This is a genomic window from Streptomyces sp. NPDC058678 (assembly GCF_042714835.1).
GTDB lineage: Bacteria > Actinomycetota > Actinomycetes > Streptomycetales > Streptomycetaceae > Streptomyces.
The window spans coordinates 79269-102375 of record NZ_JBHXSG010000038.1 but is presented as its reverse complement, the minus strand read 5'-3'; the positions used below and the strand labels follow the sequence as shown (position 1 = coordinate 102375).

Here is a 23107-nt window from a genome sequence, read left to right as displayed (position 1 = left end):
CTGGTGGTGCGGGCGGTGTAGGCGGTGGTCAGGTCGCGGGCGAGGGGGGTCAGGGACCAGCCGTCGGCGGCGATGTGGTGCACGACCAGCAGCAGGACGTGCTCGGTGGGGCCGATCCGGAACAGTGTGGCGCGCAGGGGCAGGTCCCGGGTCAGGTCGAAGCCGTGCCCGGCCGCCGCCGCCAGCGCATCCTCGATCTCGCGGTCAGTGACCGACCGCACGTCCAGGGCCGGCCGGGCGTGGTGGGGAGTGAGGATGATCTGGTGGGCGCCGTCGTCGTCGTTCGCGAACACGGTGCGCAGTGCCTCGTGGCGTGTGACGACGTCCGCGAGCGCGGTGCGCAGCGCCTCCTCGTCCAGGCCGCCGGTCAGGCGCAGCGCGACGGGGATGTTGTACAGGGCGCTGTCTGGTTCGTACTGGTGCAGGAACCACATCCGCTGCTGGGCGTACGACAGCGGCAACCGCTGCGGACGCTCCGCCCGCGCCACCACCGGCGTACGCGCGGAGGCGGCCTGGGTGAGCGCCTCGGCCAGACCGGCCACCGACGGTGTCTCGAACAGCGTGCGTACCGACAGTTCCGCGCCCAGCGTGGTGCGGATGCGGGAGACCAGACGGGTGGCGAGCAGCGAGTGCCCGCCCAGGTCGAAGAAGCTGTCGTCGATACCGACCCGGTCGAGGCCGAGGACGTCGGCGAACAGGTGGCACAGGATCTCCTCCTGGCCAGTCCGGGGGCGGCGTGCCGACTCGTTCGCGGTCTCGTAGTCGGGCGTGGGCAGGACACGGCGGTCCAGCTTGCCGGTGGGGGTCAGGGGCAGCTCGGGCAGCCGTACGATCGCCGCCGGCACCATGTGGTTGGGGAGCCGATCGGCGATGTACCGGCGCAGAGCGACGGGGTCGGCCTCGTCGCCCTTGGTGGCGGAGACGTAGGCGACCAGGCGTTTGTCGCCCGGCCGGTCCTCCCGCACGATGACCGCTGCCTGGGCCACGGTCTCGTGGGCTCCGAGCAGAGACTCGATCTCGCCGAGCTCGATGCGGAAGCCCCGCAGCTTCACCTGGTCGTCGGCTCGTCCGATGAACTCGAGCAGGCCCTCCGCCGTCCAGCGGACCACGTCGCCCGTGCGGTACATGCGCGCGCCGGCCGGGCCGAACGGATTCGCCACGAAGCGCTCCGCGGTGACGCCGGGGCGGCTCAGATAGCCGCGGGCTACGCCGGCGCCCGCCACGTACAGCTCGCCGGCCACGCCGACGGGGACCGGACGCAGGGCGGCGTCCAAGACGTACACCTGGGCGTTGGAGACGGGTGTGCCGAGTTCGGCGGGACTGGCGTCGCGTACGACGCCGGTGACGCTGTCGGCGGTGCACTCGGTCGGGCCGTAGAAGTTGAAGGCGACCAGGCCTTCCACCGAGGTGAGTTCGCGGCGCAGCCCCTCGCCGATGGGCTCGCCGCCCAGGACCACCAGTGACGGGCGATGCCGGTCCTGGCTCAACAGACCAGCTGCGAGAAGGTGCTGGCACTCCGACGGGGTCATGTCGACGACGTCGATGCGCTGTTCGTGGACCTGCCGGGCGAAAGCCTCCGGGTCGTGGCGTGTGTCGTCGTCGATCAGGTGGAGTTCGTGGCCGTGTGCGGCCATCCACAGGAACAGGCCCCACGACGCGTCGAAGGAGAAGGAGGCGGTGTGCGCCATGCGCAGCCGGCGGCCGCCGACGGACTCCACCACCTGCGTGAGGACTTCGTACTGGTGATGGTGGAGCAGGTTGGTGAGGCTCGCGTGGGTGATCAGGGCTGCCTTCGGGCGCCCGGTCGAGCCGGAGGTGTAGAGGATGTAGGCCCCGTTGGCGGGGGTCGCGCGGACGACGGCCGGGTCGGTGTCCGGCCGATCGGCGAGGGCGTGGCGTGTCTCCGCGTCGTCCAGGCGGACGACGAGGGTGCCCGAGGCGTCGAGCACGGCGACGCGGTCAGCGGCGGCGGCGACGGTCACTACGAGTGCCGGCGCCGAGTCGGTGAGCATGAACGAGGTGCGGTCGGCGGGGTATTCCGGGTCCACGGGTAGGTACACCGCCCCGGCCTTCATCGTGGCCAGCAGGGCCACGACGGAGTCCACCGAACGCGGGAGCACCACAGCCACGACGTCCTCGGGGCCGATGCCGTGCTCTGTGAACAGCCGGGCCAGCCGGTTCACCCGTGCGTTGAGTTCCCGGTAGGTGACAGGAGTGTCCTGGAAGACCACCGCCGTCTCGTCCGGGGTGCGGGCCACCTGGGCCTCGAAGAGCCGGGGCAGGATGTCGGCGGGTACGGGGCGTTCGGTGCCGTTCCAGTCGACGAGCATGCGCCGGATCTGCTCGTGGCCGAGGGCGTCGACGCGGCCGACCGGGGTGTGCGGGGCGGTGAGGAGCAGCCGGAGGATGCGCAGCAGATGCTCGGCCAACTCCTCGGCCCGGTCGCGGTGGAAGACGTCGGGCCGGTAGTCGAGCTGGAACCGCAGCGTGGAGTCGGGCATCGCCACGAGGCCCAGCGGGTAGTGAGTGGCGTCGTAGCCCTCGGTGCGCAGGACCTTGAGTCCGTCGGCGGTACGGTCCAGGCCGGCGGCGTCCAGCGGGTAGTTCTCGAACACCATGGAGGTGTCGAAGAGGTCACCCACTCCGGCCAGGCGCTGGATCTCGGCGAGGCCGAGGTGCTGGTGGGGAAGCAGGCGGCTCTGCTCCTCCTGGAGCCTGGCCAGCATCGCCGCGAAGGGCTCGGCGGGGCGCAGCCGCAGGCGCAGCGGCAGGGTGTTGATGAACAGACCGACCATGTCCTCGACGCCGTCGAGCTCCGGAGGTCGGCCCGAGACGGTGACGCCGAACACCACGTCGTCGAGTCCGGTGATCCTCGACAGCAGCAGTGACCAGGCCCCCTGGACCACGGTGTTGAGGGTCAGCCCGTGCTCGCGGGCGAACGCGGTCAGCGCCCGCGTCTCGCGGTCGTCCAGGCCGAACCGGACGTGCTTCGGGACCACCGGCGGCTGTCCCGGTGCGAGCGCCGCGACCCGGGACGGTTCCTCGAGGTCGGCCAGGGCCTCGGCCCACGCCCTGCTCGCCGCTTCGGTGTCCTGCCCGGCGAGCCAGGTGAGGTGGTCGCGGTACGGGCGCGGACGGGGGAGACCGGAGGCGTCGCCCTTCGCGAGGTAGAGCGCGAACAGCTCCTTCATCAGGGTCTGCATCGACCAGCCGTCGAGCAGGATGTGATGGTTGGTGAGGACGAAGCGGTGGCGCTGCCCGCCGAGGTGGATGAGCGTGAACCGCACCAGCGGTGCCTGACCCAGATCGAAGCGGCGGTCGCGGTCCTCGAACGCCGCTGTCTCCGCGCGATCCGCCCGCTCCGGCTCCGGGAGGCCGCTGAGATCGACGGTGCGCCAGGGGAGTTCTACCTCACGGAGGACCAGCTGGGCCCATTCGCCCGTTGTGCGCTGGCGGAAGGCAACCCGCAGATTTGGGTAGCGGGCGAGCAGCGTCGCGGCCGCGGCCCGCAACGCGTCGGTGTCGAGCGGGCCTTCGAAGTCCGTCGTCACCTGGGCCACGTAGACGTCGGTGGCAGTCCCCCCGAGGACGTTGTGGAAGAGCAAGCCTTCCTGAAGGGGGGACAGCGGGTAGATGTCCTCGATCTTACGGGGCCGTCGCGTCACTGCCATCTCTCCCACTCGGACCGCACTTTTGTTGCCGTGGCCAGCGCTGTGAATATGGCTGCTGGCAGCAATAGTGCTCAGCAACCTATTTCTACGAGTGGGTGGCCTGTCAAGGTAAATGAGGCTCCCTTAACTCGTGCCTTAAACAGGTTGCCGCGTCGGGGTTTGGGGTGCGCCGGTGTTCAACTCCACCCTTAAACAGGGGACTTTCTGCGATGCGGATCCGAACCGGTGTTAAGGTCGCGGCACTTGCGGTGGAGCTGGAGGCCAGAATGGCACATCATGAGTTGAAGGAGGAATTTATAGCCTGGGTGGGCGAGGATTCCTTCACCTGCCTGGGGGCGCGTGCCGCGCTGCGACAGAACACTCTCGTCATGCAGGTGTACGAGGAGTTGGACGCGGCGGAGTGCACTGCGCGACTTCATCGGGACCTGGCTGTGTTCGTGGACGAGCAACTCACCGAGGGGCATGAGTTCGCTTCGTTCGTGGCGCTTTTCCTCGGTCCCCGGGTGAGCGATGAAGAAGAATTCGAGGAGCTGCTCTGGAGGCAGTTGGGCCGCCTCCACCGGTTCGACGCGAGAACCCACTCATGGAGCCCGGGTTACTCAAGTGACCCGGAGTCGCGGGAATTCGCCTTCAGTGTGGCCGGCCACCCTTTCTTCGTCGCCGGATTCAACCCGGAAGCCTCACGTATTTCCCGGCGGTTTTCGCGCCCCGTCCTCGTGTTCAATTCACACGAGCAGTTCACCCGGCTCAAGGCGCAGGGGACGTACTACGGGCTGCAGCGCAGGATCCGCGAACGGGAGGTGCGACTGCAGGGAAGCGTCAATCCCATGCTCTCCGACCACGGAGAGACCTCCGAGGCTCGTCAGTACTCGGGGCGCGCCGTGCCGGTGGACTGGACGTGCCCGTTCTCCCCGGAAGCCGCGACGACCGAGTGAGTACGGAAAGAACGGGTGCGCCGGCGATCCCGGGTGTTCCCGGGCGCTCGGACCGGACGCCGCGCGGGCACTGTGCCGTCGCATTGGGCGCGGGCTGGGCCGGGTGGGAGGCAATGCCATCGTTGCCGCCCACCCGGCCGTCCGGACCTCGTGTTCGTTTGGTGACTGACGTGTGTCCGGAATCAGTCGACGCTCTCGATCAGTCCCGCTTCGTAGGCGATGATGGCCGCCTGTACGCGGTTGCCGACAGCCAGCCTGGTGAGGATGGAACTGACATGGGTTTTGACTGTGCCTTCGACGAGGCGCAGTCGACGAGCGATCTGAGCGTTCGACAGTCCCTCCCCGAGCAACGTCAGTACCTCCCGTTCACGGTTGCTGAGTCGGCCGACCCGCTCCCGTGCGGCGGAACCCCGCGTCATCCGTGCCGTGGGCAGGCCGCGGATCACCCGGTGCGCGGCCTCCGGGGAGAGATACGCGGCTCCGTCGGCGACGGCGTGCACCCCCGCGATGAGATCGCGCGGATCCCCCGACTTCAGCAGGAATCCGCTCGCGCCTTCACTCAGGGCACGGGAGATGTAGTCGTCGTTGCTGAACGTCGTGAAGATGATCACGGCCGTGCCCGCGTCGGACTTCAGGATCGCGGAAGCGGCGTCGAGGCCGTCGAGTTGCGGCATCTGCACATCGAGGAGCGCCACGTCCGGCCGGTGACGGCGTACCAGTTCCACGGCTTCCCTGCCGGTGGACGCCTCAGCCACCACCTCAATCTCCGGATCGGTCGACAGGATTGCCCGGGCCCCCGCCCGCATCATCGTCTCGTCGTCGGCGATCAGAACCCGAATCACACGTTCCCCATCTCTTCCCCCACCGAGGCTCTCGCCGCACCGGCGTGCTGTCAGGACCTGACATGAAAGACTTCCTGAAGCCGCCGGAACCTGCTCGCGGAACCAGTCGAACCCGCATCCTTGTCGAGGGGACCAGCCAGCGCAAGATCGTCCGTAGTACCGCCCTGTGGGTGGCGCTCGCCGTTCCCGCGCTGCTCGACTCACCCGGCGACGCGGACTCGCCCCTGTGGTGGCGGCTGGCCGGGGTGCTGCTGCTCCTGCCCATCGTACTTTTCCGGGACACGTGGCTGCCGCTGTCCTGGTGTGCCAGCGCGGTCCTGAGCCTGATCAGCCCCTGGTTCTCGCCCGGCGTGTTCGTCATGAGCTACCTGGCCGGCCGGCGTGGCGACGTACGGGAGCGGCCCGTCGAAGTGGCGGTGTCGGTGAGCGTGGTCCTCACGGCGCTTGGGGTCATCGGCCTTACGGCGGGCCATCTCACCACCTGGTTGAACAGCACTCCGCTGCTGGTGGGCGCGGTGACCGCCTGGCTGGCGGGCCGTCACCGCCATCAGCGCCGCGAACTGGAGCTGGCCGGCTGGCAGCGGGCCCGACACCTGGAGCGGGAGTACCAGCTCGCCGCCGACCGGGCCCGGATCAGGGAGCGGGCCCGGATCGCCCAGGACATGCACGACCAGCTCGGCCACGACCTCACCCTCATCGCCATGCAGGCGGCCGCCCTTGAAGTCGCCCCCCAGCTGGACGAGGCAGCCCGGTCCACGGCGGGAGAGCTGCGCCGCAGCACGGCCCAGGCGGTCGGACGCCTCAGCGACATCATCGGCGTGTTGCGCGTGGACACCGCGAAGGAGCCGACGGCGCCGCGCGAGGACCTCATGACCACCGTGGACCGCGCGCGTACGGCCGGCATGCTGGTCGACCTGAGACGGGTCGGTCTCGACAACACGGCGCCGACGGTGGTCGAAGAGGCGGTGCAGCGGGTGGTCCAGGAGTCGCTCACCAACGCCGCCAAGCACGCACCCGGGGCAGAGGTCCTGATCCGGATCGACCGTCTGACGGACCACACCGTAGTCACGGTCACCAACAGCGTCTCCGACCACCCGTCCCCCGGGGCGACCGGCAACGGCATGGGGCTGGTCGGGCTCTCCGAGCGGGTCAGGGTGCTCGGAGGTGCGCTCTCGGCGGGCCACCGCGACGACGGCGGCTTCGAGGTCAAGGCGCGATTGCCGCACTCCGGTGTCCTGTACGGATCCGGCGACGACGACCAACCGGCTCAGCTCGGGGCTCCGCTGACCGTCACGGCACAGCGAGACGCCGAGCAGCGGGTACGCCGCAGCCTGGCGATAGTGCTGGCGGTACCGGTGGTGGCCGTGGCCGTGGTGTGCGTGATGACGGTTGTGTACTTCTCCAACGCCTTCGACAGCCCGACGCTCGACGCGGCCACATACAGGAACTTGACGGCGGGACAGCGCTGGGAGGACCTGCGATCGGTTCTGCCGACGCAGCAGGCGCACGTGGACGCCGACCCGCTGCCGACACCTGCGCATGCCGTATGCAAGTACTACCGCGCTGAAGGCGGTGGCCTCTTCGCAATGGAGGCCGAGGTATACCGATTGTGCTTCATCAAGGGGGCGCTCGCCTCCAAGAACACATTGGGCGAGAACCGGTGATGAGGGCAACGCGAGGCGGCCCGTTGACGGGCCGTATGGGACATGGCCACCCGCGACGTGGAGTGGCCATACGGGTGACACGACGAATGGGAGGAACCATGCTCTTACGCAAATGGGTGTCTGTGGGTGGGAGTTCTGTTTGCGCAGTTGTGCTGGCCGTCGCAGTGCAGACGGGGACCGCTGTCGCGGCGGCGCCGACTGAGGTGACGACCGGCCGAGCGCAGCCGAGTGCGCAACCTGGCGAGCGGGTGGCAGATGGCCGGCTCGTGGACCGACTTGCCAGGGCTGGAGGCGTGGGCACACTGCGAGAGCCGTGGCGAAGAGGGACTCGCCAACAATGAGTGGACGCAGTACCGCTGCGAGCACGTCTTGGGACGACCGGCGAGCGTCCGGCTGATGGTTTACGTCCCCTGATGTCCCGCCCGGCCCTGATACGGCTCCTGGGCCGGGGCGGGGCGGTTTCGGTCCGTCGACCTGTTCAGCGAACGTCGCCTGCGGGCAGGCCCGTTCGCGGCAACGGAACCGCCCGCACCGGAGGTTCCTCGCGCGCGATGTTCCGAGAGATGTTCGATGACGCGCCTTGGACCGATCACGCCACTGAACGGACATACACATCGACAGGAAGGGAAACGTCATGCGCCGTTTCATACGCACCACAGCGGTTGCAGGAGTACTGGGAACTGCCGGCTTGCTCGCGATGCCGACCGCCTACGCCTCCTCAGGCGCGCAGACCGCGTCTGCAGCACCCTTATGCGTCACCGACAGCGAGACGCACAAGTTCGGTAAGGGCGAGATCAGAGTCTGCATCGAGAACGGGCAGGCGCAGGTGACCGGTTGGATCGAGGATCTGCTTCCGGGCGGCGGTTGGGTGACGCCGGACGGCGGCTGCGTGATCTGGTGGATCACATGGAAGACTGCTTCCGGAACGGAATTGCGAGGGACGCCCCTGGCGTGTCCTCACTTCGGCGGCCCTGCGTACAAGGAGTTCGACTACCACACCACCGACGAGTCCATCGACCGCCCCGTGGTCGGCATCACCGGTGTCGAGAAGGTGCAACTGAGCACCGCCTGGGCCTGATGGACCTGCCATGAGGCACGGGGCCGAGAGCGGGCAAACCTTCGTGGCGCGGGTCACCGTGGGTTCAGATCCATCCCCCACAGGGGCGCGTGACGGGTCCTGCCGGGGCGGCGCTCAGTACGTTGCTGCCAGACGGGCGGAGTCGTCGGAGAAGTAGCGGAACAGGATAACCAACTCGTCAGTGACGGTCGTCCCGTACGGGTCAAGCCGCTACGGGGCGGCCGACGCCGGAGACCGTTGCGGCGGGCGTTGCGCTCGTACGTGCTGCCTCCGCCTCTTTCGGCGGTCTTTGAACCTTGGTTCTGGATCACATTCCGTGCCGGGGCCACGGAGGGTCACCACAAGCGCGATCATGAACGGCCGTGGGTGATGTACTCCTCCAGGACCTGTGGTTCCACCAGGTCGAAGGTGTTGTGATCGAAAGCATCGTGCCTGACGGCGATACGCCGCCGGCCCGACCCCGCGACACATACGTATAGCTCCGGAACCTCGGACTTCGGGCGTAGGCAGAGCAGGTGTTGGTTGGCAACGGCAGGGAGATCGGCCTCGCGGACCACCACCGCTCGGCCTGCACCGGGTGCGAAGGAGCACGTCACGAGGATGTCGCCGGGCTGAAGCGGTTCAGCCTCTCGCCCTGCCCACACCCATTCGGTCCTGCCATGAGGCGGGCCGACGCCACCGCTGCGGCCGAGGTCGCCGAGCCGAAGAATTCGGACGGTGCCGCTCTTCCCGGGCGAAGCCTTGGGGTCGCGATAGGACCTGCCAGGCATTACGGACAATACGTCATTTACCTTGGGGCCGATTGGCGTAGCTGGCTCCAATGATTCCGTCATTACCCCCCGAAGCTGTGGCCGAGCCTAGCCGGTGGCCTCCTCGGGCGGTAACGGAACTGCCCTTCGTGTGAACCGCCGCCTTCGCGAGGCCCCTCGGTCTCACACGCCACTCACGCGTGAACCGTGATCAGCAATGAGAAAGAGCGGGAACCAGTGAGACTGTTCCCGCTCTCTTCTGTCGGCATCCGCCCTGGTCAGCGCGCGTTCCTGCTGATCTTCGGCGAGTGCCCCCGGCAGGATTCGAACCTGCGCACACGGCTCCGGAGGCCGCTTGTATCCCAGGTGTTTCAGCTGGTCAGGGGCCCTGGCGATGGCTGACCGTTCTGCTTCGGTCCACGGATGGTCCACGGAACGGCGGCGCTAGCCAGCTGGCTCAGCAACACCATGGAGCGGCCCAGACGCTTGGGCTTGTCCCCTGCTGTGCGCCGCTGAAGGCTGCCGCGCTTCAGAAGAACGCCAGTCCAGCAAGCGGGGATCAGCTAACGAGTTTACGGAAGCGTTCAAATAGCAGCCGGAACTCCCCTGGGTAGGGTTGCTCCTGGTCTTCGTCATCGATCTTATTCGAGTCGGCAGGGGTATGTGCTGTGATGACCTCATCGACGAGGTCTGAAAGATCGCTGTCGTCTAGAAGGAGCACGAACTCATGGCGACTAAGCGCTGTATCCCTGCAGCGCTGAAGGAAGTGGTCCTTATCCGTGAGGGACCGGCATAGCAGCAGTCCCACCTTTCCGCGTAGTGGCGAGAACCTGCCGCAAAGCTGATCCAACTCGGGATTCCCGAGTTCGGAGTGATAATTCTTGCATTCAACGAAAATGTGCGAGCTCGGATGACCTTGTCGTGTTATCCATCCGAAAAACCCTTCAGTTGCGTTATTTGTGTATGTGATATCAACTCGCTTTCGGGATTGATCCAAGGGGTGTTCGACAATCGGGTAGGTCAGCCAAGGGTAGAAGATCGCACTAAGGAGTGCGTGCACCCTGTGATGGTAAGTAGTGGCATTCTCGGCACCGGGTGGCGTATCAAGCACGTCGTTCAGAAGGTTCCGATAGCTGACAGGTTTGGTCCCCGTGGCCGCGCTCAGCTCATCGTGATCGAGAGGACGGGATGGCTTCTTGCGCTTCTCGTCCTTGTAGGCGCGGAGAATTTGAGAGCGCGTCAACGTCAGGTCCACCATCTTTTCTTTGTCGCCACCGTACTCCTTTTCGACATCCATCTTGGTTACATATTTTCGCCCAGTCTTAGCGGTTTGTACGAGCTTGCTGCCTGGCTTGTCGAGCTCCTCGTCTTGCAGGGTTGGTGCCAAATGGTTCCTAAAGTACTCCTCCTTGGTCAAATGCAGGTCGTGGCGGACGATCACCTTGGGCACCAAGAGCAAGGGACTTCCTGGTAGCAGCATGCGAGTATTTCCCTCCTCCCACTCGCAAGTTGAGTGATTCCAGACAAGTCCGCTGTACACACCGTCTTGCAGTTCCATGCCATAAATCGAGGCCATTGATTGCGTGTACGAGATCAGCATCCCGCGAATGATGTTCGTGGTCACATCGGAGATGATGTCTTTACCGATTCCTTCTATGAAAAGTGCAGTATCCTCCAGGTCCTCAAGCAAGCCAGTCTCCGCAGCTCGGCTCACCACTAGGTTGTTGGTAATGCGTTGCACGAGATAGGGGCCCAGGCCTCGACCGCGCGACTTCCCTTTTGACAGACCGAAGTGTGTCTCGTTCGGTTCCTGCAATCGAACAAGGAGCTCACGGAGCCGGTCCTGGTCGCCAGCGTTGATTGCGTCTACCACACTATGAAAGAAGGTCGAAAGCATAGTGTGACACTGACTTGACCACTCATCTGGAAGATTTTTTAGCGTGCTCGGATCGATATAAACGGGCGTGTCTTTTTCGACATCCACATCAACGAAGTCGAGAGTCGGCTGCGTTCGGCCCAGCTTGTAGTATTCGGAAACACGCATTGACGCCCCCCAGGTTCGCCGACCGGTCTTCCGCAGATCGGCATCAATACCCAGAAATGGATTTCTGTACGCTCAACAGCGCCGAGTTGGCTGAAAGTAGTTCCGGGCGGGTCTGCGGCTGGGAGAGGCGCCGGCACTAGTCCGGGGCGGCCTGGCTTCTCGAACGAGCAGGGCCCGAGTGGCGCGTTGCCTGCGGCGGGCGTGACGATGAGACGGCCCGGAGGGTGCTCAACGCACAGATGGCCGACGGCTCCCTAATGCCAGAGCACTGCTTTAGGAGTTCGACCTGGCTGATCCCTCCACCGGAGTGGATGGGTCAGCCACAACCATCCTGCGGGGCCAAGCGAACGGCGAAGCTGTGGTCTCCCCGGACTCGTCTACGTTCACCGTGATTCCCCGCTGTTACCCGCTTTATCTCGTGCGCGCTTGCGGTGTGGCGCCCAGACAGGCTTGCTCACTGCGACGCTCGGAGGCTGACCTGGGCGACGGCGGAGGAGCGGCTCGACGGGCGGGTGGCGTCCCCCATGAGTCCCCGGTTCGATCTGGTGTGTTGGTGGCGTGCCTCGTCCGTGGCAGCACCTACCTCCGTTGACAGGCAGCAGTGCCGGAGGGAGGCTGAAGAGGTAGAGGCAAGGGTCTAGACGGCACGCAGTCATAAAACCTGCGGGAAGCAGCTAGGACGCGAGCGGGCGCGCGGTCCACCTACTCATCACGTAGTTCGGCGCAGTCTATTGCGCGATATACCTTTTCAGGAGTCTGATTGTCATGAGACTCTACGCCCATTGGCTCGACGGCGAATACGTGAGACTCAAGACTCTCGACTCGGGAGTTTCACCGCTCGGAGAAGTAGAGCGGCTTCTGAAATTTCACGCACTCTTCGGTAACACCATTACGCTGAGCGACGTTCAGTTGATAGACAGCCACGCCGTTCTGGACCTTTTCGGCAAAGAAAGTTTCGTTAGGTACCTAAAAGACCACAAAGATTTTTTGGAAATTGCAGCTCGTCCAGATGTCGACGAATCGCGCTTCGGTGTGGCCACTTCCGGACTACGGAGATTCATGGGGTCCCCAGGGCGCACCTCTTCCCACTTCGGTCAGCCTGATGTCATACTAGCCATCGCAGAAATCGTCTTGAGTCGAGAAACAAGCGACCTCTCCGAAATCTTGAACTATCGGGGGCCTTCGGGAAAGATCCTTGATCGATTCCCGGAATTCCGTAATGAAATATTGGCGATGCTGGAAGCTGTCGACCATTTCTGTACGCAAGGGCGATGGAGCACGCCAGCGTCAGTCGATGATCCCATCACTCATTATGACGCGTTGATTAAGGTCGCGAACACATCGAGTTTGTCGCCGACGCACGAGGCTCAAGTTCAGACTGCCATTCAGTTCATAGAAAAATACGCGGACCAGGGTACTCGAAACTACCGATCTAATGTGCTGCGCTTGCTCGATCAACTTGAATGGCCAGAGGAGCACAAAACTGTAGCCCACACTGTCGTCAGCGCGTGGAATTATGCCGTCGAGCAAACGGTTTCCCCGGACGGCGGATCCGTTGGACCACTGTCCGCCAGTGCGCCTATAGCGGCCTACCTAAGCATTCCATTCGATGCCGTATTTGATATGCGCCAACAAGATGAAATGTCAATGTTCGAGCGATGCAAAGAGCAGATGATCTCGTTCCTTCCAGGAGACCCCCTTGTCCTACCCTGGCGACAAATACATGTCATCGTGAACGAGACTGATGAGACCAGGCGCGCCTATCAAGAAGCAGTTAGGGCTGGGAAAGCGGATGCCATTCGCGAAACGCTTGCACAGCATCTGCGTTCCATTACTCCCCTTCTTACGGGGCCGGCACAGGACCCGTTCCCGTCTCATGTTTGGGTCATGGCGGCTGGTGCCGGCGCTGCTGTGGCCGTGATGGGGCACCCGGAAATTGGGATCCCTATTGCCATGGCCCGTGGTTACTATGACTGGGTTCGAATCACGGCTCACAAAATTTCAAAATATCGAGTGATTGACACTCTTAGGTCAACAGTCAAGAGGCCTTCCATTTCGTTAGGCTGTTCGCCTCCGCAAGGTGTCCCCACGTCGGTGGAGCGGCTTTGGGCGGTAGTTTCAGTGGGCGAGTTAAGTGCCGCGGTGCGCTACCAGTAGCCGAAGAAGTGCAGCACCGCTACCACGGGGCCTTGTTCAGGGGGCCGCTGTGACCAGCGAGGACGCTGTCGTTGTTCGTCGTTGCTGGTAGTCGTTGGCCACCTTCGGACGGCCCACAGACGGCCCGGTGATGGGTGCAGACCTAGAGGAGATCGTATATATCCTCATCCGGCTCCGGAACCAGCTCATCGAATGCCCGCAGTAGTGGGTAACCTACGTCTGGCTCGACTGCGGCGATATAGCATGCCCAGCCCAACAGACGACGCCGAAGCATCACCTCGTCCGCGCCGCCGAACTCTTCCATATAGGTGTAGTAACCGAATTTCGATATCACGTGCAAGATCCATCGCATCTTACGCTTTAGCTGACGCGGAATCCGGGGTCCGTCCGATTCGCCGACGTACAAGCCGGTGACGTATTGTGGGCCACCGCGGCGCATGAAAGCGGTTTTGCGCGTGTTCACCGACCAGCCAGCGTCGTCGAGGATTTGAGCGATATCCACTGAATGGCGGTCAGTGACATCGCCAGAGAACGTGAGATCGTCCACATAACGCGTGAACGACAGGCCCTCCGACTGTGCATACTCGGCGAGGGAGCGGTCTGTGCTCAGGAAGGCCAAATTAGACAAGAGAGGTGAAGTGCTAAGTCCGATTGGTAGCTTGCCGCCGATAGTGACGAGATTGACAGCAAAGTCCGCGGCCTTCTCTTCGTAACCTTGCTCTCGCAATAGAGCCCTTATTGTTGCGGCGTCAATTGACGGAAAGAAATCCTCAAGATCCATGCGCAGAACGCACTGTTTTGCTAGGTGCTGACTGGCATTGCTGATCGTAGAACGTTGGCGAACAAATCCGTGAACATGGTCAGGGGCATCATACGAGAACAGGTTTAGGAAGCTCCGATGCAAATTCTTGTTAATGGCATCGAAGGGTTGCCTCGGATTGAATACTTCTCGTACTCCACCGTGCTTCTTGCGGTATATCCGCTGATCGTAGAGCCGCCCGGCACCCGCAGGAAGAGCCAAGGAAAGCGCCTCTAGAATTTCGACCGATACGCCGGCTTGCTCCGCCAGGTCATCAACCAAGTACGGCATTGCCCCCCCTGTGATGGCACAGAAGGAGGTAGGGTCGCACTCCCATGCAAGGACTATCATGCAACGCACGCGAACTCGCGCACAACGTTGACCGCGACCCTACCTCCTCGCGCGATCCTATCATACGTCAATGAAGTGGGTCTTTCCGGCTAGAGATGCGACCGTGCTCGAATGAATAGAGCATGGAAATGGACGGCTCAATCTCGCGGAATGCCCTATAGGCCCAGTCTTTCGGTTCTGTGGTACAGCGCGCTTGAAGCCATCTACTTACTGCTGCCATGACATAGTCGATGATGGCCGTAGACATGTAGTCACTCTTAGCGACCATTGTGATATTCAACTGCGGCAACGGTGCGGCTTTACCCATTGTTTTGTAGGCCTGCCTGACAACGTTTCCGGGAAGTCGGCGAATAATTGCCGCCATGCCCTCGCTCTGCTCTATGTAGCAAAGCAACTCAGATTCATGGCGATGGCGGATCAATAGATCACTAAGCAATTTCACATACATGAACTCGATCAGCCTGGATTCAGTGTCGCCAGGGAAACCTGTTCGATCGGTTACGGCCATGTATGACCTAAAGAAAATGGTCCGCATGAGCTCTAGGAATGGGCCGGAGACCTCTAGCGGATTGGTCGAGCTGTGAAAACCGTTATTGCGAAATTCTTCGAAGCTGGCAAGTCCGGCCAGGCTGCTCTTCGCAGATAGCCTCTTATGCAAATCCCGAATTTTTTCCTCTATGTCATCTGCATCTTCGCCCAGTTCAACCGCGCCGACGATCAGCGGCTGGGAGGTATTTCCGTTTCCCGACTCGTCCATAAATAGCTTCACCGCAAAGAACCTTTCGTGAGGCCTGCCCCAACGCCGCCAAACCGTCCGCGTCGTCACGCTAATATCGACAGCCGCCGGGGTCGCACCTTCAATCGAGACACGTTGACTCCGCGTAGAGTAGGACAACCTGCCATTAGGTTGTCCCGGAATCGGCGAGGCGGTTGATGCGTGGCTGGGGCATCGGCGGGAGTGATCTCAGCGGATGATCCGAAGTGGATCGAGCCGTTCTCCGGGTTGAGTGAGGTGCAGCCGCTTGGCGGGTGGCGTTGGAGTGGCGTCGCGGCGGTGACGTTCAGCATGGCCGGCCGTGGCGGCTGCCGCTGGAGGACCGTCGCATCACCCACCACTCACCCCAGCTCCCATCCCGTCCGCCGTCGACCCACACACCGTGGAGCAGGCGTGGTTCATGGCGTCCAGGTGGAGCGCGCCACTGTACGAACGACCTGGACGCCATGGGCCGCGTCTGCTCGGCTCTGCCTGGGTCGACGGTGGACGGGATGGGAGCCCACCACGCACGCCATCCACGGACCCGCGGTCGGGAACGGCGCCCCCTCCATCCCGGTGCCGGCCGATCCCCCGCCGGAGGCATCGTTCTGACCGCGGCCCTGCGCCAGGTCGAGGTCGGGTGTTGGTCTTCTACGTCCGCGTGGTCGCGTCCGCCGTCCGGCCGGTGGCCTGGTGCGGGATCGGCGGACCGTTCGAACGCCCGCGTATCTGGCAGCGTCGGCCCGCATGCCGCCGCCACCGCGATCCGGCCTCTTTCGGTAACACAAAGCGTTTTTGACCTGCACCGTTGGGGATCACCGTTCGCCCCCGTCCCCGTGTTGGTATTGGCCGCTGCGGGCGGCGACGGGCGGGCGGCGACGTGCGGCCGGTGGCGAAGACATGGAGGCGGCGCGGCGGCGACCGGCCGGCGCCGCCGCGCTTGGCGCGGCCCTCGGACTTGCTCGACCCCTTGTGGGCAACCGGGTGGAAAGGGGTGCTCGTGTGGCCCCCGAAACGAGGGCGTTGGGGTCTAGCTGCTGTTGATCTTTTCCATCCCTGAGGCCGGATCGCGGTGGCGGCGGCATGCGGGCCGACGCGGCCGTTGATGCGCCTGGGCGGAGCCTGCGGCCCGAAGATAGGCAAGCGCCGTCGGCCGCCGGTCGAGCGAGCGCAGCGAGCCTTGAAACCGTAGAGAAGGTTGTTACTCAGGCATCGGCTGGGATGTGCCACAGCGGTGCGACGTAGCGCTCTGGACGGCTGCTGATGAGGAGTTGGCGCAGGTCATCGCGTTGTGAGCCGTTGAGGTTCAGGACCTCTGTGAGGTGGCGGAACGTCGTGTGGGTTACTCCGCGGCTTCGGGCCTCCTCCTCGAACCGGGTGAGCCGCGAGAGCACGTTGTCGCGGTCGAGGTTGACCGCTGGCTGGTCCTTGAGCCAGGCGGCCTTGTTGCGCTCGTAGTCGATTTCCGAATAGCCGCAGACTTCGCGGCTGTAGGCCTCCACCTCGTCCAGGGTGGCGGTCGACAGGATGGCGCGAGCCAGTTCGTTGCGATTCAGGGCGTCGTCCAGGTCGACTTCATGAACCGTCGGGCCGTCGTCCGTGAGCGGAATGGGGAGTCCGGCGTCCCGTACTTCGCAGATGCCTCGTACTCCGCGCGCTGTTGCAGCGAGCATCCCGGTGGCCTCGGACGGGTGCCACTCCAGGACCGAGCTGACCGACTCTGCGTCCTTCGCGGTCAATGTGCGGACGAGGGGTCCGAGCAAGCTGCGCACCTCGTCGATTGGGAGTTCACCATCTAGGCCAGGACCGGCAACCAAGAGCCTGACGGGAGCGGTCACCTGGCAGCACGCGGCCAGCGTGAGGGCGTCGGCGAGCGGGCTCTTCAGTGTCGGTTCGTCGCCTCGCGCGAGGATGTCACCGCCCACGTCCAGGAGATCGATCGAGCTCGGCTCCAAGTGATCTATGAGCTCTTCGAGTTGGCGTGTGATGCCTTCGGCTCCGTGGTGCGGGTCGATCAGAGCGAAGGTGTGCGGCAGCTCCGCTGCGAGTCGCGGGAGGGTGGATCCTGCCGGGGCGATCGGGCGGGCTTCGGCCGGCACCGACCAGATCGAGGGAGTGACGGGTTCGAGGCCCGTGAAGTCGGATGGGCCTCGGGGGCCTGGGACGGGGTCGACCAAGAGGCGGTCCCACGCGTACGTGAGGATCACCGCCTGGTCCTCGTCGCCGTAAAGGGCGGCGTCAAGCATTGCGGCGGCGACTGCGTCGCCCCCTCCTCCTGCTGCGACGATCAACCGCGTCATGTGGTCAACATTACGGGTTCGGCGTTCTGGCCACTCACCCTATAGTGGCTAGAGGCCATAGCCACTTGGATAAGGAGGGGACATGCCCCAGATCGAAGAGGCGCAGCCGAAGTATCTCCAGATCGCTCACTACATCCGCGATCAGATCCTTCGGGGCGACCTGAGGCCGGGGGACGAGGTCCCCTCGGAGCGGCAACTGGCGGCGAACTGGAAGGTGTCCAGGCCGACGGCCGCGCGGTCGCTGGAAGCGCTGAGCCATCAAGGACTCGTTGAGAAGCGGCAGGGTTCGGGCACGTACGTGCGCAGCCTTGAAGTCAACCGCCGAGCACGAGAGTTGTACGGGCGGGCGCGACAGACCGGAAAGATCTACACCCCCGGCGAGTACGCGGTCATCACCTCGGCCGGCTGGATGGAGGCGCCTGACCATGTCGCCGAGGGGCTGGGTCTGGTGAAGGACCGCCGAGCCGTGCACCGCCGACGCGTGACCAACAACCAGGACGGGCCCATCACACTGTCCACTTCCTGGTTCGCTCCGGACGTCGGACAACGCGCTCCCAACCTGCTGGAGCCCGAACGCATCCAACAGGGCACCTTGATGTACGTGGAGAACATGACGGGACGGCAGGGGAGTTACGCCGAAGACCGCATGTGTGCCCGGCAGGCAACCGACGAGGAGGCGGCAGACCTCCAACTCGACGCTGGTTCTGCGGTCTTGATCGTGCACCACGTCGTGTTCGACCTGCAGGACCGGCCGTTGGAGTTTGCCGAAGCCACCTACCCACCGCACCGCTGGGCGTTCGAGCAGGGCTACCCGCTCACCTGACGGTCCGTCATTTCGGCGAACCGCTTGCGTCGCAAGAGTGGCTAATGCCACTATCCAGTAAGTGGCTAAGGCCACTTACTGAAAGGGGGCACGGAGTGACGGGTCAGCCGCCGGAACAGGGTGCGCACTTAGCTTGCCGGGGATGCCGAGGGCGGGGCTGGAAACGAGTCAGCTCGCGCACGGCCCTGGCGCTCTCGACCGTCAACGACCGTGCCCGTGCCGCATCGAAACGGCGCTGCCTCGATTGCGACGGCAGCGGCAAGGAGTGAGCACGGATGGCCTACACGCTTGACCGCTACCCCTCCGAGGACGCGCCGCGACTTGGTGCGATGACCTTGCATCCCGTAGCGGAGTCGGTGCCTCGGGCTCGGCGCTGGTTCCGGAAGTTCATCGCCCCCTACAACCCTGCCTGCTCGGTCGACGACTGCCTGTTGATGATCTCGGAGTTGGTGACCAACGCCATCGCCTACGGCCGGTCGGACGACCCGTGGCTCGTCCGGGTGGAGTGGTTCCGAGAGGGGACATCGCTCCGGGTTGAAGTGCACAACCCGGGATTTCCGGCGAACGTGAGGCTGCGGCACCCCGATGCCGCCGACGCGCACGGGCGCGGGCTGCTCCTCGTCGACTCCATCGCCGAGTCCTGGCACTCCGGCCCCAGTCGGCGCGGCGGAACCGTTGTTTCCTTCGTGATGGCCGATGCCTGGCCGGCCTGAGACGTGTGTGACGCCGCAGTACTGCGCAACTGAATTTGTCGCTAGTCTGGTTGACCAGTTGACTTGGCCAATCCCGACGGGCGGCGTTCATGGCGTATGAAGTGGAGGCACCGAAGTACGTACGCCTCGCGCAGACGATCCAACGCCGCATCGAGGATGGCACGTACCCGCCAGGCACGCGGGTCCCCAGTGAGAATCAGCTGGTCCAATCCTTCGGGATGTCCCGCCCGACCGTGGTACGCGCCCTTGAGCTGCTGAAACGAGACGGCTGGCTGGAGTCCCGACAGGGGTACGGCACGATCGTGCGCGGGCGGCCGGCCGTCATCGAGCAGAAGGACCGCCGCGGGCGCGAAGCACTGGAGCGCGACGAGTCACAGACTCCGGGGCGTCTGGTTGCAGTCGACCAAGTGCCGGTTCCCGCGCGCATCGCCTCCGCGCTCGGGCTGCCCAAGCGAGCCAAAGTCCTGATGCGCCGGTTCCTGGTAGAGCAGGACGGGGAGGCGGTTGAACTTGTGTCCTCGTACTTCCCCGCCGGTCTCGTCGAGGGCACCGAACTCGGGCGCTCTGAACCGCTGGATGCCGGTACCCGGGAACACCTGGAGGGTCGGAAGAAGGTCCGCTTCGACCATGTGACGGAGCGGGTCTCTGCACGACTGCCTGACGCCGGTGAGGCCGAGCTCCTCGGCCTGCCTGACGGCGTGCCAGTCCTCAGCATCCTGGTCATCGCCCACGATGCATCCGGCCTGGCCTTGCAGGTCTCCGACGTGCTGCTTCCTGCCGATGGCCAGGAACTCGAAGACACGTACCGCTTGAACTGAGCTCATTGCAGCGGCAGTTGAGCTCTCTTCCAGCTTGACAAGTCAACTTGGCAACTCTAACTTCGAACTTGCTAAGTCAACCTGTCAGGCGGCGGGTTGATCGATTCCCGAAGGAGAAATCTCTGTGCGTGTGATCCGCAATTGACGCCTCGTCCGCCACGATCCTGCTGACCGAAGCTCCGGCGCCGAAGGTGCGTGACCGGCAGACCGGTGAGATCGCCAAGGACGCCGTGAGCGGTGAGGCGCTGATGACCGTCGGCGTCGTCTTCATCGACGAGGGAGACTCGTCGCTCATCCAGGTCACCGTTCCCGAAAGCGGTGTGACGGAGGGCCTGGCCGTTGGTTCTCCGGTGTCGCTGCCGGGCCTCATCGCCCGGCCGTGGGAAAGCGTGTTCAACGGCCAGCAGCGGCACGGCATCGCCTACCGCGCCACCGCGATCGCGCCGGGCGCCTTCCCGGTCGCTCAGGCGGGCTGATCGTCGTGACGGACCTGATCACGTTGGCCGAGCTGGGCGGCTCGCTCACTGCGATCGGCGGCGCCGCATACGTCCGGCACGCCCACCCGGCGGCGTACTGGTCCACGGTCGGGCTGCCGGTCTCGGTGGCCCGGCTGCTGGCCTCGTACTCCTCGACCATGGACGCGTGCGGCCTGACCGTCGAGCCGTCCCGGCTGCGGGTGCTGGCCATCAAGGCGACCAGCCGACGGGAGATCCGCCCCGTCCCGCCTCGTCGGGGCATCATCCGGCCCACGTCGACTGGCCTGCGCGTCCGTCTTCGGCTCGCGCCGGGCCAGGAACCCGCTGACGTCGCTGCCTCGGCGGAACGGCTCCGCCATGCGTGGGGCGTGCATGGCGTGTACGTGAAGGACGTGAAGCCCGGTGTCGTCGAACTGCGGCTCATCGGCTTCGACGTCCTGCGCAAGGTTCGGATGCCTCGGCGGATCGAGGGCGGGTTCCTCAAGGTGCCGGTGGCGCTGCGGGAGGACGCCACGGCGTTCTTACGTGACTACCGCGCCGTTCCGCATGAACTCGTCCTCGGCGCAACGCTGTCGGGCAAGTCCATGTACCTGCGGAACTTGATCGCCGGTCTCGCTCGACAGTCCGTCGCCCTGGTCGGCATCGACTGCAAGCGGGGCGTCGAGCTGGCGCCGTTCGCCTCCCGCTTCGCCGCGCTGGCGACCGACCCGGAAGAGGCGGCCGGGCTGTTGCCCGTCCTGGTCAAGGAAATGGAGGACCGATACGACCTGATCAAGGCGCGGCAGGGCATCGCCCCCGGCACTCCCGACGAGGAGATCACCTCTGACATCTGGGGCCTGCCTGAGAGCGAACGACCCACCCCCATCGTGCTGTTCGTCGACGAGGTGGCCGAACTTTTTCTCGTCGCCACGCGTAAGGACGAGGAACGCCGCGACGAGATGGTCACTCACCTCATCCGGCTCGCCCAGCTCGGCCGCGCGGCCGGCGTCTATCTGGAGGTGTGCGGGCAGCGCTTCGGTGCCGAGCTGGGCAAGGGCGCGACCATGCTGCGGGCCCAGCTCACCGGCCGCGTCTGCCACCGCGTCAACGACGAAGCCTCCGCCAAGATGGCACTCGGTGACATCGCACCCGAGGCGGTCTACGCCTCCTGTGCCATCGCCGCCGAGCTGCCCGGCCTGGCCGTGGCCGGTGACACCTCCGGCGGCTGGTCCCGCATCCGCACTCCCCACCTGTCCCTCGCCGATGCTGCGGCCACGTGCCGCGACACGGCTCACCTCGCCCCCGACGTTCCGGCGCTCACGCCCTTCCGGCCGTACGTCCCGCCCGTAGTCCTCGACAGTCCCGAACCGGTACCCACCGTGCGCCTGGCCTCCGAGACAGCGGAGGACTGACCGATGGGCATCCGGCTCGACCCGGTCTTGGTCCAGGCGGCCATTGCCGCAGCACTGTCCTTCGCCCACCTTCATGACCTCGCCGCTGCGGCCGGGCAGGACGGCTGGAAGGCATGGGCCTATCCGATCAGCGTTGACCTGCTCCTTGTCGCGGCCTGGCGACGGCTGCGCTCCGGTACGGCGAAAGCCGCTGGCTGGTGCTGGTTCGTCGTCGCCCTGGTCGCGTCGCTGGGCGCGAACGTCGCGACAGCCGGCCTGCTCGATCTCGGGGACGTTCCGGCCTGGCTGCGCATCCTCGTCGCCGGATGGCCCGCCGTCGCCTTCCTCGGCGGAACCCTCCTCGCCCACGGCACCTCGGACCGCGACCAGGTGCCGGAATCGGAACAAGACCGGGCATCTGCATCGCCCGTCAATCCGACCGCCCCTGAGCTGCCGGCAGCCGATCCGCAGCCGACCGCACCGCCGTCCGTCGCTCCCGTCCCGCCCGCCCTCGTCGCCCTCGCCCGCAAGGTCGCCGACGACCACCGGACACGGACCGGAACGGACATCGACACCCCAACCCTTCGCGCTCGCCTCGGTGTCCCGCTTCCGCTCGCCGAAGCCATCGCCGCCCAACTCACCTGACCCGGAGGACTTTCCACCTTGCGTCCGTCCACGCTCCGCGCGCTCAAGCGTGCCGCCGAGCTGACCCGACAGAACCGCCTCACCGCAGCCGTGCTCATCGCCGAACCGGTAATTCTCACCGCCGACAGCTACGAGGGCGACGAGATCTTGCGCTGGCTTGCCGACCACGCCGCCGACTTCACCGGCGAGAACCCTGAGGAGCTCCCCTGATGCCCGCCAACCGCCGCTTCCGCAACGTCGTCCGCATCGGACCCGTCCAGGTCGGCACCGCCTACGACAGCCGCGGACGCGAGAAACACATCGCCGTTTGCACCGCCCCTCGCTGCGGCTTCTCCCACGACTACGACACCCGTGCCGCCGCCGAGCTCGCCGCCCGCACTCACCGCTGCAGCGTCCGCTGAGGAGATGCCGTGACCGTCTCGCTCCCGCTCGTCTTCGTCCTGGGCGTCATCGCCTGGGCCGCGATCAAGTTCTTGGGCGTCCGCTTGTGGGTCGCCGTCGTGATCGCCCTGTTCGGCTTCTGGCTCTCCCACACCTTCCTCGCCCCCGCCATCGAGTCCGGCACCCGCTCCGGGGTCGGCGTCGTCAACGGCGACAACCGCTGAGAGGAGCTCCGCCATGTTCCGCCCCAAGCTGCCCGACGTACCCACTCCGCCGTCGACCCTCATCCCTCAGCAGCACCACCACCAGCAGCACAGCTCGGCTCCCGCCGCCGGCCGCTCGCTCAGTCCCTACGCGGGGCCGGTCGCCGTCGTCCTCGTCGGCGGGGTCGTCCTCACCGCGCTCCTGGCGGCCGTCGCCATCACGGCCATCTCCGTGGCCATCGCCGCCGTGGTCCTGCGCTCCCTGCTGAACAACGCCAACAGGCGCTGACCGGCCGCCGGGGCGGCAAACGCCGCCAAGCATCCCGCCGCCCCG

General features: G+C 65.1%; 20 protein-coding genes, 1 tRNA gene and 1 pseudogene. 15 read left to right on the top strand and 7 right to left on the bottom strand.

Going from position 1 to position 23107, the window contains the following annotated elements; genetic code table 11:
- On the bottom strand, positions 1-3665 hold a 3665-nt coding region (locus tag ACFWWR_RS30150), incomplete at its 3' end, for an amino acid adenylation domain-containing protein (protein ID WP_384306439.1).
- Between the two features lie 215 nt (positions 3666-3880).
- Here ACFWWR_RS30150 and gntA point away from each other — a divergent pair.
- Positions 3881-4606, top strand: a complete 726-nt coding sequence (gene gntA / locus ACFWWR_RS30145; RefSeq protein ID WP_384306436.1) for a guanitoxin biosynthesis heme-dependent pre-guanitoxin N-hydroxylase GntA — start codon at positions 3881-3883, stop codon at positions 4604-4606.
- Between the two features lie 182 nt (positions 4607-4788).
- Here gntA and ACFWWR_RS30140 read toward each other — a convergent pair whose 3' ends face one another.
- Positions 4789-5448, bottom strand: a complete 660-nt coding sequence (locus tag ACFWWR_RS30140; protein WP_383866967.1) for a response regulator — start codon at positions 5446-5448, stop codon at positions 4789-4791.
- A gap of 62 nt (positions 5449-5510) precedes the next feature.
- On the opposite strand from ACFWWR_RS30140, the gene ACFWWR_RS30135 reads away from it, so the two are divergent.
- Together ACFWWR_RS30135 and ACFWWR_RS30130 are read left to right on the top strand one after the other, a co-directional pair.
- A complete protein-coding gene (locus ACFWWR_RS30135; RefSeq protein WP_383866965.1) occupies positions 5511-7112 on the top strand; it encodes a sensor histidine kinase in 1602 nt (533 codons plus the stop codon).
- Between the two features lie 634 nt (positions 7113-7746).
- Positions 7747-8190: a hypothetical protein gene (locus tag ACFWWR_RS30130; RefSeq protein ID WP_384306433.1), complete on the top strand. Its 444-nt coding sequence runs from the start codon at positions 7747-7749 to the stop codon at positions 8188-8190.
- Between the two features lie 1058 nt (positions 8191-9248).
- On the opposite strand, the gene ACFWWR_RS30125 is transcribed toward ACFWWR_RS30130, so the two are convergent.
- A tRNA-OTHER gene (locus ACFWWR_RS30125) sits at positions 9249-9326 on the bottom strand.
- Between the two features lie 172 nt (positions 9327-9498).
- The gene (locus ACFWWR_RS30120) at positions 9499-10983 is read right to left on the bottom strand and encodes a hypothetical protein (protein WP_384306430.1); all 1485 of its coding nucleotides are present in this window, start codon (positions 10981-10983) and stop codon (positions 9499-9501) included.
- Positions 10984-11748: 765 nt separating this feature from the next.
- Here ACFWWR_RS30120 and ACFWWR_RS30115 point away from each other — a divergent pair.
- The gene (locus ACFWWR_RS30115; RefSeq protein ID WP_384306428.1) at positions 11749-13140 is read left to right on the top strand and encodes a hypothetical protein; all 1392 of its coding nucleotides are present in this window, start codon (positions 11749-11751) and stop codon (positions 13138-13140) included.
- 142 nt (positions 13141-13282) lie between these two features.
- On the opposite strand, the gene ACFWWR_RS30110 is transcribed toward ACFWWR_RS30115, so the two are convergent.
- A complete protein-coding gene (locus ACFWWR_RS30110; protein WP_384306425.1) occupies positions 13283-14230 on the bottom strand; it encodes a reverse transcriptase family protein in 948 nt (315 codons plus the stop codon).
- A 127-nt stretch (positions 14231-14357) separates the two neighbouring features.
- On the bottom strand, positions 14358-15059 hold the full coding sequence (locus tag ACFWWR_RS30105) for a DUF3800 domain-containing protein (protein ID WP_384306422.1): 702 nt from the start codon (positions 15057-15059) through the stop codon (positions 14358-14360).
- 168 nt (positions 15060-15227) lie between these two features.
- Here ACFWWR_RS30105 and ACFWWR_RS30100 point away from each other — a divergent pair.
- Positions 15228-15391 (top strand): annotated as a pseudogene (locus ACFWWR_RS30100) (IS5/IS1182 family transposase); the annotation flags it as partial.
- 858 nt (positions 15392-16249) lie between these two features.
- Here the strand turns inward: ACFWWR_RS30100 and ACFWWR_RS30095 are convergent.
- Positions 16250-17344 (bottom strand): DUF1152 domain-containing protein, encoded by a 1095-nt coding sequence (locus tag ACFWWR_RS30095; RefSeq protein ID WP_384306419.1) that lies wholly within the window; start codon positions 17342-17344, stop codon positions 16250-16252.
- 82 nt (positions 17345-17426) lie between these two features.
- On the opposite strand from ACFWWR_RS30095, the gene ACFWWR_RS30090 reads away from it, so the two are divergent.
- The 10 genes from ACFWWR_RS30090 to ACFWWR_RS30045 all read left to right on the top strand — a co-directional run bounded on the left by ACFWWR_RS30090 (position 17427) and on the right by ACFWWR_RS30045 (position 23062).
- Complete coding sequence (locus ACFWWR_RS30090; protein WP_384306416.1) at positions 17427-18167, top strand: GntR family transcriptional regulator; 741 nt, start codon at positions 17427-17429, stop codon at positions 18165-18167.
- 275 nt (positions 18168-18442) lie between these two features.
- Positions 18443-18880, top strand: coding sequence for an ATP-binding protein (locus ACFWWR_RS30085; RefSeq protein ID WP_384306413.1), 438 nt, complete (start codon positions 18443-18445; stop codon positions 18878-18880).
- Between the two features lie 89 nt (positions 18881-18969).
- Positions 18970-19698, top strand: coding sequence for a GntR family transcriptional regulator (locus ACFWWR_RS30080; RefSeq protein WP_384306411.1), 729 nt, complete (start codon positions 18970-18972; stop codon positions 19696-19698).
- Positions 19699-19838: 140 nt separating this feature from the next.
- Entirely contained in the window at positions 19839-20174 is a 336-nt protein-coding gene (locus ACFWWR_RS30075; RefSeq protein WP_384306448.1) for a hypothetical protein, read from the top strand.
- Positions 20175-20179: 5 nt separating this feature from the next.
- Positions 20180-21565 carry an FtsK/SpoIIIE domain-containing protein gene (locus tag ACFWWR_RS30070; RefSeq protein ID WP_384306408.1) on the top strand — a complete coding sequence of 462 codons (1386 nt, stop codon included), beginning with the start codon at positions 20180-20182 and terminating at the stop codon, positions 21563-21565.
- 3 nt (positions 21566-21568) lie between these two features.
- Positions 21569-22189, top strand: a complete 621-nt coding sequence (locus tag ACFWWR_RS30065; RefSeq protein WP_384306405.1) for a DUF2637 domain-containing protein — start codon at positions 21569-21571, stop codon at positions 22187-22189.
- Positions 22190-22207: 18 nt separating this feature from the next.
- Entirely contained in the window at positions 22208-22399 is a 192-nt protein-coding gene (locus ACFWWR_RS30060) for a hypothetical protein (RefSeq protein ID WP_384306402.1), read from the top strand.
- The gene (locus ACFWWR_RS30055) at positions 22399-22590 is read left to right on the top strand and encodes a mobile element transfer protein (protein ID WP_384306400.1); all 192 of its coding nucleotides are present in this window, start codon (positions 22399-22401) and stop codon (positions 22588-22590) included. The genes ACFWWR_RS30060 and ACFWWR_RS30055 overlap by 1 nt, the downstream gene beginning before the upstream one ends.
- A gap of 9 nt (positions 22591-22599) precedes the next feature.
- Complete coding sequence (locus tag ACFWWR_RS30050; RefSeq protein ID WP_384306398.1) at positions 22600-22794, top strand: hypothetical protein; 195 nt, start codon at positions 22600-22602, stop codon at positions 22792-22794.
- Positions 22795-22807: 13 nt separating this feature from the next.
- Positions 22808-23062 carry a SpdD protein gene (locus tag ACFWWR_RS30045; protein WP_384306395.1) on the top strand — a complete coding sequence of 85 codons (255 nt, stop codon included), beginning with the start codon at positions 22808-22810 and terminating at the stop codon, positions 23060-23062.
- Positions 23063-23107: the final 45 nt, after the last annotated feature.